Here is a 14,511-nt window from a genome sequence, read left to right as displayed (position 1 = left end):
CTTTACTTTGACTGTACGCCGCCGGACCCATCTTAACTGTCCGTGGATTTGCTTGGTTGCTTTTACTTGGTTGCTTTTGCTCAGTTGCTTTTGTTAATATTATAACAACTCCTGTTTTAAAATAAAAGTGACAAACATCCCTGTCTGTCACTTTCTTTTAAGGTTTGTGCAGTTTCACCATTTATAATTATGCATAATCACCATTTTCAGTCTCTGCTGCGGCTGCAGGTATCCGGAACTTTTAGAGAAGCTTCAGTTTACCGAACACCTCTGCCAGCTTTGGCGGCATGGCTTCCACCAGCTTATCAGACATTTCACGGGGCGAGTCCTTCATGCCTCCCAGAACCCACTTCACAGTCATGTATACGGATCCCTGGCAGTACATCTCCAAAAGGAACTGGAGCTCCTGGCCCAAAGGCTGGCTGGTCTTTCTTGCAATCAGGTCCGTATAAAACTGGAGAATCAGTTCAAAGTCATGTTCCTTCAATGAATTCCTGTCATCGGACCGGAACGCCTCTGTAAAAAACACCTTTTCATTGAGGATGAACTCAAACTTCCGGGTCAGGCTCTCCCCCACCGTGTGCCCCATGCCAATCTGTTCAAAGGACTGAAGCACCAGCTTGTCAAAATACCAGTTTATCAGGTCGTATTTGTCCAGAAAATTCCTGTAAAAGGTCTGCCGGGTCACGCCGCACCCCTCCACAATATTTTTGACCGTAATCTTATCCACCGGCGCTGCCTTCATGCACTCCTTGACGGATTCCGCCAGCCTGTATTTTGTTTTCTCCTGCTTTCCTGTAACGGCCATGGTATTCCTCCTGCGGCAGGTACTGGATAAAAACGCCCCGGTACCTGTGTCATTTTGTAACTTATCCCCACACGGCGGCAGGCAGTGCAGCCATGGTCGCGCCGCACTGCCCGCTGCTTCTATGGACAGTATATCAAATTTTCAGTCCCGCTTCTACCTGTTTTTGAAAATGCTTACCATTGCCTTCCACATCTGCACCAGAACATTCCACATCCGCTTTAAGGGGCTTTCCTTGGCCTTGGCCACTTCCGCATCCGCGGTCTTGGCCGTGTCGTCATCCACGCTGATCTCATCGGTACGCATGACAATCTGCAATGTCTTAGGCGGCTTGTTCCGGTCCGAGGTAAAGGATACCTTGTCTGCGGACGGATCCATAAACAGGAAGCGGTTATCCGTATCAAACTTATCCAGCTCATTGTCAATGGTATCCTTCATTGTACGTCCGGCCTGGCGCATGGCAGTAGTGCTGTCCAGGATATTCAGGCTTTTATCCAGAAGCTCCATGCTGCCGCGCAGGCTGTCTCTGGCTGCTGCGTCAAAATCGTCACTGCTGTCTTTCAGGGTGTTCTGGATAATGGTCAGTGTACTGATTCCATTGTTGAGGGCATCTGTGGTGCGCCGCACCAGCTCCCGGGAGTCATCCAGGGCAGTCTGGAGGTCCGGATAATATACATCCAGAGAATCATTGAGAGCCTTTAAATCCTCAATCAGATAATCCATATTGTCAACTATCTCGGCGCTGTATTTCGCGGAATCAGACGTATCATCCATCAGGTTCGACATCCTGTCTGTCAGGGATTTGCTCTGTGCAGACAGATCCTGAAGGACTGCCACCTTTTCATACAGAGCCTGTTCAATGGCTTTTGCGGCTCCCTGCGGATCGGGACTGCTTACCAGAGGAATATTTTTCCTTTCTATGGATGCGGTTACCGAGATTCCTGCCAGGCCGGTGTTTCCAGTATTTCCTGCATTTTTCGCAGAACTAATGACAGTGCCGGTATCCGGGGTGCTGCTGCCGGTATCTCCGCTGGCAGTGCTGTTTTCAGCAGGGCTTCCGCCGGTATTTCCTTCTCCGGCTGTGCTTCCGCTTTCACTTCCGTTCCCGGTCCCGCTTCCGCTGACGCCTCCGCCTCCGGCTATGCTTCCGCTTCCGTTCCCGGTTTCGCTTCCGCTGGCGCCTCCGGTCCCGCTTCCACTTTCACTTCCGTTCCCGGTCCCGCTTCCGCTGGCGCCTCCGCCTCCGGCTGTGCTTCCGCTTCCGTTTCCGCTCCCGGTTTCGCTTCCGCTGACGCCACCGCTTCCGTCCGTACTTCCGCTCCCGGTCCCGCTTCCGGTCCCGCTGGTGCCTCCGCTTCCGTCTGTACTTCCGCCTCCGCTGCCTTCTTCGGTTCCGCTTCCGCCGGCACCCCCATCCGGATTATCTTTTCCATCCGTACTGCTGCCGGAATTTCCGCTTTCCTGGTCATTTCCCTGATTATTATTCTGGGTATTTTCCTGGCTGCCGCTTCCGCCGGAAGATGAGTGGCTTCCGCCATTTGATACCCCGTAATCCACATCCTCCATGTCCTCCAGCTCTTCCTCATCCAGTTCCTCGTCGTAGAGCCTTCTGGCCTTGGCGCTGGAACTCTTATACAAGCTGAGATACGTAAGCAGTGTGTCCTGGGATGCCTGAAGCTGGGTGTCCAGCGCAATAATGGATTCCATGGTCTTCTTAAGCTCCGGCAAATCGCTGCTGATACCGCCTGCGCTGTTTTCAATGTTCTTAAGTCTGGTCTGCAGTTTTCTTAATGGGTCCTGCATGTCTCCCAGTGTGCTGACAATGTCATTCATGCTGCTGTGAACCACCTCAGCACAGTCCTTGGCTGTCTGAAGATGAGGAATCATAGTATCCATCTGCTGAGACACCGATGTAAGTGCTGCCAGCGTCTGGTCATTTCCCGCCAGTATGCTGTCCTTGGAATTACTCCACTTCTGTCTGGCGCTCTCCGCTGAATCCATGCCCTGGCGGACCTGATTCACGCCCTGCCTCATGTTCTCCACAGACTTTGCCATCTGTTCCAGGCTGTCGTAAAGCTCATCTCCCGCGTCCTGCCATGTATCCTTGGCTTCCTTCAGGTCCTTGATATGTTCCAGATCCTCGACCGTTCCCGGCACCATGGCCATAATCACGCCTATGGTCTCAAAGCTGTCCGTGCCGATGCGCACTGTATAATCTCCATCCTCCCCCGGAAGGGCGGTAAATACCACTGCCGTGGTATCCCCCAGGTTCTGGGTCTGGGAACCCTCCGCCTCCACACTGTAGCACTTGCTCATATCCACAGGCACAGCCACCATAAGCATCATGTTGTTGCGGTAATACGCTCCGGCATTGTCATTGGGCTCTGCCTTCACATTGATTTCAATCAGGCCCGAAGCCCCTGCCAGCTTATCGGCGTCCGTGGGTACACCGTTCAGCTTATAAGATACGTCAAAGTCCCAGGGCAGTACCATTATGTCTTTATCCACAGCGCATTTATAATAAAATCTTCCCCTCTGGGCCTGTGGAAGCTGCCATGTAACCGTCCCGTCCCCCAGCACAGGTTCAATGCTGTTAGACATGTTAATCACATTTTCATAGGTCCCGTAATCCGTAAACTCGGTCCGGCCATTGAGCCCCACTCCCTTTACCACATTAATCTTATCTACCCTGCCATAATAATCCAGGTTCACATACATGGTTTCATCCACGTCCACGGAGGCCTCCGCTCCGTACGCGGGTAAGCTGCCAGTGCCGGTGCAAAGCATGACAAAGACCATTCCCGCTGCCATGATTCTATTATATTTCATTTTCATCACTTTCCACCTCCGCTGGTTCTAAATCAGTCCGCTTTAATGCGGACGCCTTGTTGACAATGGCGCCTAAACCTGCCTTTATCAGGGCTTTGCGCTTTTCATGGCGCTGTTTCAGATATTTCTGCAGGCGGTCCCACTCATTGCTGGTAATGATGCGGTCAAACAGCACCAGAAGGGCCGGCAGCACGGTCAGCACCAGAATCACGCTGAACAGCGCCCCCCGTCCAATCAGGTGGCCCAGGTCCCCTATGGCTGCTGTCGTTGATATGAAATGTATGATATATCCCGCCAATATGATAATGGTTCCCGAAGTAAAAATAGAAGGACAGGAGAGCATTAAAGCCTGGATACATGCTTCCTTCTTCTCCAGGGACTTTCTGCATGACACATAATTATTGGTCAGCAGGATGGAATAATCCACTGTGGCTCCCAACTGTATGCTGCTCACTATGATATATCCCATAAACACCATGGTATCCCCTGCCAGGTACGGCATGGCCATATTGAGAAAAATTGCAGCCTCAATGGGCACCATTACAATCATGGGTATGGCAAAGGACCGGAAACTGAACATTACCACCAGGAACACGCCCAGCATGGACAATAAATTTACCCTGGAATTATCCGCCGTGATAGTGGTCTTGATATCCTGTGTTGAGGGTGTTTCCCCCACCAGATAGGAATTCTCCGGATAATACCGCTCCAGAATATCCCGGATTTCATCCGCGCCCTTAAATGCCTGTTCGCTCTCTGTCTTGGTCCGTATGTAAATGAGCATCCTGCAGTAATCCTTTGTGTGGAGCTCGCTGGTAATGGAATACGGCAGGAATTCCTCAGGTATTCCCTCCGGAAGGGTATTGGACATGGACGTCACACTTTTTACATAGGGAAGATCCTCTATCTCATCTGACATCGCTTTCTCCGTTACGGCTGAAGTATTGGGATACATGGCCAGCATCATATTGCTTCTTCCAAATTCCTGGGAGATTACCTGGTCGTCCCTATAGACCTGAGTTCCCTCGCTGGCTCCCACCGCGCTGTTGCCGTACAGGAAATCATTCATTCCCTGGGCCACATAAGCGGGCGGCGCCAGAAACAGCATAATGATAAGGGAGGCATAACGCACCCTGTAGACCCATTCGCTGAATTTCCGAAAGGAGGGCAGGAAGGGGCGGTGCCTGGTCTTATCATTCCACTTGGAAAATTTGAGAATCATGGCCGGCATAAAAAACAGCACGGTTATAAGGCTGAACACAATTCCCTTTGCCAGCACCAGTCCCATATCAAACCCGATGGTGAACTTCATGGATACCAGGGCCAGAAAGCCTACCACCGTAGTCAGGCTGCTGGCAAATATGGAATTGATGGCAGCTTCAATGGCATTGATCATGGCCTGTTCTTCTGAAAGACCCTTCTGCTTTTCCCTGGAAAATGCATCCAGCAGGAAAATGGAGTAGTCCATGGAGGTTGCCAGCTGCAGCACCATAGCCACATTATTGGTCAGGAACGAGACTGTCCCGATAAAAATATTCGTGCCCCTGTTCAGCAAAATAGCCACTCCCATAACCAGCAGGAAAAGGAACGGTTCGGACCAGGCGGCGGTACTGATGCAAAGCACCGCAAATATCATGATGACGGCAACCGTGAGGATGAGGTTCATCTCGCTCTCCACATTTTCCGTCAGGGATTTATTCTGTACCGCCATTCCCACATAGTATCCCTTATCCCCTGTAATGGCCTTCATCTCGTCAATGGCCTGGGATGTCTTCTTTGCCGTATCCCCCTGGTCAAAGGTGATATCCATTACAGCGCAGCCGTCCTTGTAGTAATCCTTAATATCCTCCTGGCGTATAAAATCCTCGCCCGAATAGATATTCACCGTACTGTCGCACCATAGAATCTGATCCACCCCATCCACGGCTTCCAGCTTATCCTTATACTGCTTTGCCTCATACAGGCTCACATCCTTGATCATAAGCCTGGCAGTGCCCGGGTAGCCGAATTCATCCTCCATCAGGTCCAGTCCGATACAGGACCTGGCCGATGCAGGCAGGTACTCCGTCAGGTCATAATTCACATTTACAAAGAGCATCGCTATCAGGGAGAAAACACACCCTGCCGCAAAGACACTCTCAATCCATCCTTTTTTATGTATGATAAACCTGGCCATGCGGAAGGAAAACTTATCCCCCTCCTGCATCTCCTGTCCTTTTACCCTGTGCATTCTGTCCTTTATCCTGCCAAACAGCTTCTGTCCCATACTCCATGCTCCTTATGTTTCCGCCCCACGGCGGCCATGCCCTGCGGGCCTTATGCCCCGTGCCGCGCATTTCCGCTCCGGCATTCTGCTTCCGCATTCCGCTTCCGCATTCCGCTGCAAAGTCCTTACGCTTACCGCATCAGAATCACCATAAAATACTGTTTTCCGTCCTTTTCCCTGTGAGCCATCCCCAGGCGGCGGTAATATTCCAGGGAATACTTCCGGTCTGTCTTTGACTGGAAACGCTTATCCAGCTTTTCCTTTATTTTGTCAAATGCCTCTGACGCGTCATCACAGTCCCTCACGTACAGCTCCAGACAGGAAGCACTCCTTCTGTAGTTGATAACGGACAGGTAATCATTAACAGTACCTTCGCCGGGAATCCTGTCATCCGCATATCCCCCTGCCATGGCTCCGTCCAGTCTGTGGCCCGCCGCCTTGTTGAGTGTCATATCCATTTGGAAGCCCGCATACCGGTCATAGACACGGTGCATATCGCCGTCATACTCATCCTCACGGTCCGGGTATTCCTCAAAGTATAAATCCTTCTTTTCCTCATTCAGCTGATCAAATAAATCCTGGGCCATATCGTCGTAGCATCCCGCATCATAGGCACCTCCGCCCGTATTCTCCACCCAGCCGGCAGAAACCAGGGCTCCCTGCGATGAAAACTCATATTTCCCGTTATCCAGTATCAGCTCTCCCAGGTTCATGCCTCCATCCCCGTGGAAGTAGTACCATTCGCCGTCCACTTCCCTCCAGCCCGTAACCATGGCCCCGTTTTCATCCATATAATAGGACCTTCCCTCTGTCCGGAGCCATCCCCTATGTAAATTTCCGTCCTGTTCCAGCCAATACCATCTTCCCTCTGCCTGGTTCCAGCCAGGAATAAATGAGGCGGTCATCACCTGTGCCTGCTCATCCGCCAGAGCCGTCACAGGTCCGGCCCCCTCAAGGGCCCATAGAGCTCCCGCCATAGCCAGAATGACCGCACATCTTCTATATCTCATACCCTTTGCCCCCGTTCCTTATATATATCTATTATACATCTTTTATATCGTTAAACAACTTCCGTTTTGTTAATTGACTTTTGTTTATTTATTGACTATAATGGATTATAATAAATTATGGCAAAAATACAATGATTAATTTTCTTAGTTTTGACGGTTAATCAACACTTTTTCCATTTTTGTGCAGAATGCAATTGTTAAATATTTGTAAATACACGCAAACCTATATAACCAAAAGGAGGAACAGATGATGGGCATTGAACCTGTGGACCGCCGGGTACGTAAAACCCGCAGACAGCTTCGTGAATGTCTTATAACATTGCTCAAGGAGAAAAAGGTCCAGGATATCACGGTCCGGGAGCTGACCGACATGGCGGACTTAAACCGGGGCACCTTTTATCTCCACTATAAGGATGTGTTTGATCTTCTGGAAAAGACAGAAGCAGAGCTCCAGGAAGATTTCAACCAATTGGTCCGTAAGCATGACGCTGTGGATCTGAAACAGCGCCCTTCTGTCATATTCAATGAAATATATTACTTAGTATATGATAACGCGGACCTGATTGAGATTCTTCTGGGTGAAAACGGGGATTTGAGTTTTGTGAACCGTCTGAAGCAGCTCATACGTGAGAAATGCCTGAAGGACTGGATGGAGGTGTTCCGATCCGGCAATGCGGCTGCTTTTGACGCTTTCTTTTCCTTCATTGTGTCAGGATGCATCGGCCTGGTACAGTACTGGCTCCAGACAGGCCTCAAGGAAACGCCGGAACAAATGGCAAAGCTGACAGAACACATCATCACCAAGGGAATCGGTGTCCTGGAAATCGACCCCTACGTATAATATCGTCTGAACGGTTTCCATTTCCTATATTAATGTCATGTATGCGTAGTGTCATGTATATCCATAAACCGGATGAATTTTTCTCCATGTTATGATATGATGGGAAATAAACCACAACAGAAAACAGGAGAATACGATGGAAACACGAAATGAATACAGCCCAAAGGCAATTGTCCGCATCCGAAAAGGACAGGGACGTTCCCTAAAGGCCGGAGGCGCATGGATTTACGATAATGAGATAGAGAGTATCAATGGAGCCTTTGAAAACGGCGACATGGTGACCGTGGAGGACTTTGACGGATATCCCCTTGGTACCGGCTACATCAATACCCGGTCCAGGCTGACGGTCCGCATGATGTCCCGCAGGAAGGATACGGTCATTGACAGCGATTTTCTGGAAATGCGGGTACGCAATGCCTGGGATTACAGGAAAGCGGTGACAGACACCTCCAGCTGCCGCGTCATATTCGGGGAAGCCGACTTTCTGCCCGGTATTGTCATAGACAAATTTTCAGATGTGCTGGTGGTGGAATCCCTGGCTCTGGGAATCGACCGTCTGAAGCCGGTCATTGTGGACAAGCTCAGAAAGGTCATGGCGGAGGACGGAATTGCCATCCGGGGCGTATATGAGCGCAGCGATGCCAAGGTCCGTCTGCAGGAGGGAATGGAGCGCCATAAGGGATTCATAGGAGATGCCTTTGACACCAAGGTGGAAATCCTGGAAAATGGGGTCCGTTATATGGTGGATGTGGAGGACGGTCAGAAAACAGGCTTCTTCCTGGACCAGAAGTACAACAGGCTGGCTGTTCAGAATCTCTGCCGCCGCATCAAACCGGAACAGGTGCTGGACTGCTTTACCCACACCGGTTCCTTTGCCCTCAACGCCGGTCTGGCAGGGTCCGCACATGTGCTGGGCGTGGATGCCTCGGAGCTGGCGGTAAACCAGGCCAGGGAAAACGCTGCCCTCAACGGCCTGACGGAACAGGTACAGTTTGAGTGTGCCGATGTTTTCGACCTTCTTCCCAGGCTGGAGCAGGAAGGCCGTAAATACGATGTGGTCATCCTGGACCCGCCGGCGTTTACGAAGTCCAGAAATTCCATTAAAAACGCGGTCAAGGGCTACCGCGAAATCAACCTGAGAGGCATGAAGCTGGTAAAGGACGGGGGCTATCTGGCCACCTGCTCCTGCTCCCATTTCATGGACCCGGAACTGTTTACCAAAACCATACGTGAAGCCGCCGGCAATGTACACAAACGGCTCAGACAGGTGGAGTACAGGACCCAGGCGGCGGACCATCCCATTTTGTGGGCAGCGGATGAGTCTTATTATTTGAAATTTTATATTTTCCAGGTGTGTGACGAGAAATAGGTCTAAAAATAAAAAAAGCCCTGAATACCGGTATGAGATGCAATGTACGCCATTGTCGGTATCTCGGGGATTTTTTTCTTTTATTTTCCATGAACAAACGGCAGGATAAACGGATAAGCTATAAGTGAGATGATATGATAAAAGGATGCGTCACTGTATGTATGCGGCTGAAGATTTACGGCTGTAGGTTTATGGCTGTAGGTTTATAACGGCAAATTTATGGCTGCACACTTATAGCTGTGCATTTCACAGAAAGGAGCGGACATGATTATACTCATTATATTTCTGATACTGACTGTTCTATCCATCCTGGTCTGCTGTTTTGTGGCAGGCTCAACGCCCTATGACAGGGAGGCCGACGATGAAGCGCAGCTGGAATTTCTGCGCAAATACAGGGAATCAAAAAACAGGTGAACAGAATCCCTTCTATCTTCAAACCACTTTCCCTTTTCCCAGCCAGCCGCATACTTTCCCGCGGATTCTCTCGTGGAACATGTCGATTACCGGACCCAGTCCAAAGGTGCACACGATGGTTCCAATGCCAATCTCCCCGCCTAAAAAAAACGCCAGAACCACGCACACCGCATCCAGGGACACCTTGGCGGTTCCCAGCCTCATCCCCCTTTCATGGAGAGCCACCACCAGGTCATCGGTGGGATTGGTGGGGAATACGCTGATGATATAGCAGGCCACTGCAAATGCAACCGCCGCCGCGCCTGCCGCCATAATGAGCAGGGAAGCTGCCAGCCCTGTACCCTGTACAGGCGCCAGAATTGTCTTCCACATATCCGTAAATATTCCCAGAAAAAAGGACGAAATAAATGTCTCCAGTCTCGGATATCCCTTTCTGATAAAAGCAGCCAGAAGCACCACCAGAAAGGCGGTGGCATAAATGGCAAGGGATGTATTGATATGGAGCCGTTCTGCCAGGGCAAAGTTCAGGGCGTCGTAGCCGCCGGCGCCCAGGTGGGCGTTGATGGTCAACACCACGCCCATGGGCATGATTCCCACGCCGATGGCATAAAGCGCCAGATTGCAGGCCCATTCTCCGGGTGTCATGAATTTCCACTTTCTCAGATTCATGATTCGTCCTGCCTTATCACAACATTCTCCAGACTGCTGCGGGCCGCCTGTCCCCTGAAATTCTTAAGCGTCATATCCCGGCATTCTTCCGCATACAAAGCATGGCTGAAATCATTTTTCTCCTCCCCCTCGAATTTCACCTGGCAGTTCCGCAGGATAACATGGTCGGCTCTGCGCATATAAAATCCGGAGGTCTTGATCTCCTCGATCCTCTGTCCGTATCCCGGACGCAAATCGTACATTCCTTTTGGCCATTTGCTCTTGGCTCTGACAACCACACGCACATTCTCAAAAAGAATATCCTCAATATGGTTTCCCCGGCTTCCTGACAGGAATACGCCGTTTTCAGAGTCGCAGGTTATGTTGGAAAACCGCACATTGGATATGTGTCCGGATTTGGTGTGTTCATCCCTGTCATGGGTGGATATGGTAATTGGTTCCGCGCATCCCCACCAGCATTCCGCAAACCGCCTTGTCTCTATGATAATATTTGAAAATGAAACATTCCTCACATTTCCCCCGTCCCGGATCTGGATGGATATACCGCGGTTGCTGTCACTGATGATGCAGTTATCCACAACCACATTCTCGAAATCCCCTGCTCCCTCTGTGCCGATTTTCAATGCAGCGGAGGTGGACGTGAGGGTACAGCCTGAGATAATTACATTTTTAAGAGGCCCGTATTCCATATTTCCGGAAGAGCTCTTCAGACATATACAGTCATCCGCGCATGTGACGTGGCAGCCAATGATGCGCACATTGGTAGAATGGTCCGGGTCAATGCCGTCAGAATTAGCCACATTCAAATCATTTAAAATCCGAAGGCCCGATATGAGCACATCGTCACAGCCAGCCGGATGCAGGGTCCAGAAGGGGGCATTTCTCATAATTACATCCTTAAATGAGATGTGATTGCAATGCTCCACATAGACCAGAGTAGGGCGCGGATAAAAGTCGCCCGTCACATAATATGGGCTCACCTGCCGCACAAAAGCATAGGCATTTCCGTCGATGGCTCCTTCTCCGGAAATGGCTATGTTGTCCGCATCCTTTGCGTAAATAAACACATAGGTAGGTTTCAGGGTCACCGGAGTTCCCACCCGTTCCACGCCGTCGTCTCTTTGTCCGGCGTTGGGATGGAAGTAATGCTCCAGATCCTTATGGGCCTGTAATACTGCCCCCCGTTCCAGGTGCAGATCCACGTTTTCCTTTAAGATAATGGAGCCGGAATAAAAATGCTTTCCGCCCTCCAGAACCACCCTTCCGCCTCCGGCCTTACTGCAGGCGTCAATCGCTGCCTGGATAGCAGGCGCGTCATCTGTGACGCGGTCCGCCTTTGCGCCAAAATCAAGCACATTAAAAGTCATAGTCAAACACTCCTTTCCTCTGTCCTACACAGCGCCGACCAGGGTCGGAATCACCATGGAGAACCAGGGCACATAGGCCACCAGCATCAGTGCGGCAAAGATAGCCCCATAAAATGGTAAAATAGGCTTTATCATATCCTCCATGTCAATGCCAGCCACGGAACAGCCGGAAAAGAGGGCAGAACCCACCGGCGGGGTAATATTGCCGATACCCAGGTTCATGATCATCATGATACCAAAATGAATGGGATGCATGCCAAAACTCTTTACCACCGGCAGGAAAATAGGCGCGAAAATCAGCACGGCCGGAGTAATATCCATAAAGGTGCCCACAACCAGGAAGATAATATTAATCATCAGAAGCACCACGTACGGATTGGATGAAATGCTTAGCATGGCTTTGCCGATGGCTGCCGGCAGTCCTGTAAAGGACATGACAAAGGACATGATGGAGGAAGCTGCAATAAGGAACATGATAACAGCAGTCGTCTCACATGCATCGCACAAAATGGCCGGCAGGTCCTTTATCTTAATGGTGCGGTAGCACACGATGGACAGGAACAGGGTGTAGGCCACTGCCACCGCGGCAGATTCCGTGGCCGTAAATATACCGGAACATACGCCGCCTACTATAATTACAATCAGCAGAAGGCTGGGCACCGCATCAATAAACGTATGTATGAATACCCTGGCCGGAACAGCCTTGGTAGTCGGATACTTATTCTTCTTTGCAATAACAAAGGCCACCATCATACAGGCAATACACCACATAAATCCGGGAATATATCCGCTCATAATCATTCCCACCACGGAACAGCCCGAAAGCACCGCGTAGATAATAAGGATTCCTGAGGGTGGGATAATGAGTCCGGTAGGAGCAGAAGCAATATTGGCCGCCGCCGCGAACTTGCGGTCATATCCCTCCTTTTCCTCCAGGGGAATCATTACGCCTCCCACTGCAATGGAGGCTGCCACAGAGGAGCCTGATATGGATCCGAACAGTGTGCTGCCCAGGATATTGGTGTGGGCAAGGCCGCCTGGAATAAAGCCCACGAACAGCTTGGCAAAATTAATCAGCTTTTGGGCAATACCGCCTGAGTTCATAAGGACGCCGCATAAAATAAAGAAAGGAACGGCAATTAAAGAAAAACTGTCCACGCCCGTAATCATTTTCTGGCTCGCCACAAAAGTAGCCAAATCCAGGTCCATGACACAGGCCGTTGTCAGGACAGACGAAACAATAAGACTTATGGATACGGGAACACTGAGGGCCAGCAGCAGAAAAAATGTCCCGATTAAAATTAAACCAACTTGTACCACAGACATTGTCATGATATATCGTTCCTCCCATTCTCATTTTTTGGGGTATCCGCCAGGTGTGATGAGTTTTTTTGTTCCGCAATAGGATGTTCTGCTGTGAATTGCCCCCGGTTATCCCTCAGTTCCTTCACATCCTCCCCGATAAAAATAAGGGCATAGAAGATAAAGAGTACCGCACCCACCAGCAGGCAGCTGTAGATATAAGGCATGGGAATCCCCAGAGCCGCGGAAGACTGATCCGCGGCAGTGGCGCAAAGTCTGAGACCTCCCATTACCATTACCACGATGCAGAAGACAATGACGAGGCACTGCACGCCTATATCCACGATTTTCTGCATGGACGGACTGACTTTTTTCAAAAGTATATTAATGGAAAGGTGCTTCCTCTTTCCGTAGGCATAGGCTGCTCCCACCATGGTGGTCCACACCAGAAGATAGCGGAGAGCCTCCTCTGTCACTGTACTTGGATTATTTAAAATATACCGGGTGATGACCTGCCAGCATACAGCCGCTGCCATGATGCCCATGATGGCTGTGCACAGAACCCGGATGATACTGTCAACTACATTTCTCATTTCCTTACCCCCTATTCAGCATAGCTCAGAAAATCCGCCAGATATCTGGCATTGTCCCCACTCTCAGCGCAGAATGCATCATGCTGGGACTTTACCGCCTGGATAAACGGCGTCTTATGGATTTCATAAAATTGGACCCCGAGTTCCTTTGCCCCCTGGATATTGCGCTCCACAATTTCCTGCCATTTCTCCTCATGTTTCCAGAAACTCTCATCCATGGCCCTGAGCAGCGCCTCCTGGTCCTGCTCTGACATAGATTCCCAGGTCTTAGTGGAAATGATGACGATATCCGGCGTGTACTGATGCTGGGTGTAGGTATAGGACTTTGCCACCTCCCCATGCCCGTCGTCCACCAGCACTGTCTCATTATTCTCAGCGCCATCGATAATCCCCTGCTGGAGGGAGGTATAAACTTCTCCGGATGACATGGGCGTGGCCGCCCCTCCCATATTGCGTATCATTTCAATGGAAGTAGGGCTGTCCTGGGTTCTGATTTTAAGTCCCTTCAGATCCGCCGGACTCTCCACCGGCCCCTCCTTGGTTGTATAGACGGAACGGGCTCCTGAATCATACCATCCAACGGCAAAAAATCCCTGGTCATATGTGGATTTGAAAATTTCCTGTACTGCCCGGCTCTCCTCCATCACCTTAAAATAGTGTTCCGTGGACTGAAATACATAAGGCAGTGAAAATATGGAATAGGCCGGGTTAAACTGTTCCAATGAGCTGGCGCTGACCTTGGCAACATCCAGTACGCCGGCTTTCACCATCTGAATCATATCACTGTTGCCGCCCAGCTGGCCGTTGGGATATATGGAAAATGTATACCCCGTATTCTTTTCCATCTCATCCTTCATATAAGTCAGCCCCACATGGACGGGGTGGTTTTCGTTGTGGGAATGGGCCACCAGCAGATGGGTTCCGCTGCCCCCTTTACTGCAGCCGGTCAACGAGACCAGCATGGATGCCGCCAAAAGGCAGTATAGAATTCCTCTCCTCTTTTTCATGTTCCTGTCTCCTGTTATTTACTGGAATTAACATAGAGC

General features: G+C 50.4%; 12 protein-coding genes. 3 read left to right on the top strand and 9 right to left on the bottom strand.

Going from position 1 to position 14,511, the window contains the following annotated elements; genetic code table 11:
• Positions 1 to 241 precede the first annotated feature (241 nt).
• The 4 genes from LA360_RS26340 to LA360_RS26325 form a co-directional block, all read right to left on the bottom strand.
• Complete coding sequence (locus tag LA360_RS26340; protein ID WP_002588385.1) at positions 242 to 808, bottom strand: TetR/AcrR family transcriptional regulator C-terminal domain-containing protein; 567 nt, start codon at positions 806 to 808, stop codon at positions 242 to 244.
• Between the two features lie 153 nt (positions 809 to 961).
• Complete coding sequence (locus LA360_RS26335; protein ID WP_112482414.1) at positions 962 to 3,640, bottom strand: methyl-accepting chemotaxis protein; 2,679 nt, start codon at positions 3,638 to 3,640, stop codon at positions 962 to 964.
• A complete protein-coding gene (locus tag LA360_RS26330; protein ID WP_022201367.1) occupies positions 3,624 to 5,900 on the bottom strand; it encodes an efflux RND transporter permease subunit in 2,277 nt (758 codons plus the stop codon). The genes LA360_RS26335 and LA360_RS26330 overlap by 17 nt, the downstream gene beginning before the upstream one ends.
• Positions 5,901 to 6,031: 131 nt before the next feature.
• Positions 6,032 to 6,910 (bottom strand): hypothetical protein, encoded by an 879-nt coding sequence (locus tag LA360_RS26325; protein ID WP_022201366.1) that lies wholly within the window; start codon positions 6,908 to 6,910, stop codon positions 6,032 to 6,034.
• Between the two features lie 250 nt (positions 6,911 to 7,160).
• Here LA360_RS26325 and LA360_RS26320 point away from each other — a divergent pair, with 250 nt between their 5' ends.
• From LA360_RS26320 to LA360_RS26310, 3 genes are all read left to right on the top strand, one after another.
• The gene (locus LA360_RS26320; protein WP_002588381.1) at positions 7,161 to 7,751 is read left to right on the top strand and encodes a TetR/AcrR family transcriptional regulator; all 591 of its coding nucleotides are present in this window, start codon (positions 7,161 to 7,163) and stop codon (positions 7,749 to 7,751) included.
• A 136-nt stretch (positions 7,752 to 7,887) separates the two neighbouring features.
• Positions 7,888 to 9,120, top strand: a complete 1,233-nt coding sequence (locus LA360_RS26315; protein ID WP_112482413.1) for a class I SAM-dependent rRNA methyltransferase — start codon at positions 7,888 to 7,890, stop codon at positions 9,118 to 9,120.
• Positions 9,121 to 9,384: 264 nt separating this feature from the next.
• Positions 9,385 to 9,534: a hypothetical protein gene (locus LA360_RS26310; protein WP_002569792.1), complete on the top strand. Its 150-nt coding sequence runs from the start codon at positions 9,385 to 9,387 to the stop codon at positions 9,532 to 9,534.
• 18 nt (positions 9,535 to 9,552) lie between these two features.
• On the opposite strand, the gene LA360_RS26305 is transcribed toward LA360_RS26310, so the two are convergent.
• From LA360_RS26305 to LA360_RS26285, 5 genes are read right to left on the bottom strand one after another with little or no spacing between them, the layout of a single operon-like run.
• Positions 9,553 to 10,203 carry a YczE/YyaS/YitT family protein gene (locus tag LA360_RS26305; RefSeq protein WP_112482411.1) on the bottom strand — a complete coding sequence of 217 codons (651 nt, stop codon included), beginning with the start codon at positions 10,201 to 10,203 and terminating at the stop codon, positions 9,553 to 9,555.
• Complete coding sequence (locus tag LA360_RS26300; RefSeq protein WP_065548186.1) at positions 10,200 to 11,570, bottom strand: glycoside hydrolase family 28 protein; 1,371 nt, start codon at positions 11,568 to 11,570, stop codon at positions 10,200 to 10,202. The genes LA360_RS26305 and LA360_RS26300 overlap by 4 nt, the downstream gene beginning before the upstream one ends.
• A 24-nt stretch (positions 11,571 to 11,594) precedes the next feature.
• On the bottom strand, positions 11,595 to 12,902 hold the full coding sequence (locus LA360_RS26295) for a TRAP transporter large permease (RefSeq protein WP_166433709.1): 1,308 nt from the start codon (positions 12,900 to 12,902) through the stop codon (positions 11,595 to 11,597).
• A complete protein-coding gene (locus tag LA360_RS26290) occupies positions 12,899 to 13,465 on the bottom strand; it encodes a TRAP transporter small permease (RefSeq protein WP_112482409.1) in 567 nt (188 codons plus the stop codon). The genes LA360_RS26295 and LA360_RS26290 overlap by 4 nt, the downstream gene beginning before the upstream one ends.
• 11 nt (positions 13,466 to 13,476) lie before the next feature.
• A complete protein-coding gene (locus LA360_RS26285; RefSeq protein ID WP_112482407.1) occupies positions 13,477 to 14,472 on the bottom strand; it encodes a TRAP transporter substrate-binding protein in 996 nt (331 codons plus the stop codon).
• Positions 14,473 to 14,511 lie beyond the last annotated feature (39 nt).

This window comes from Enterocloster clostridioformis (genome assembly GCF_020297485.1).
Taxonomy (GTDB): Bacteria; Bacillota; Clostridia; order Lachnospirales; family Lachnospiraceae; genus Enterocloster; species Enterocloster clostridioformis.
Note: the sequence above shows the minus strand (reverse complement) of the source record. Positions and strands in the feature narration are given on the sequence as shown.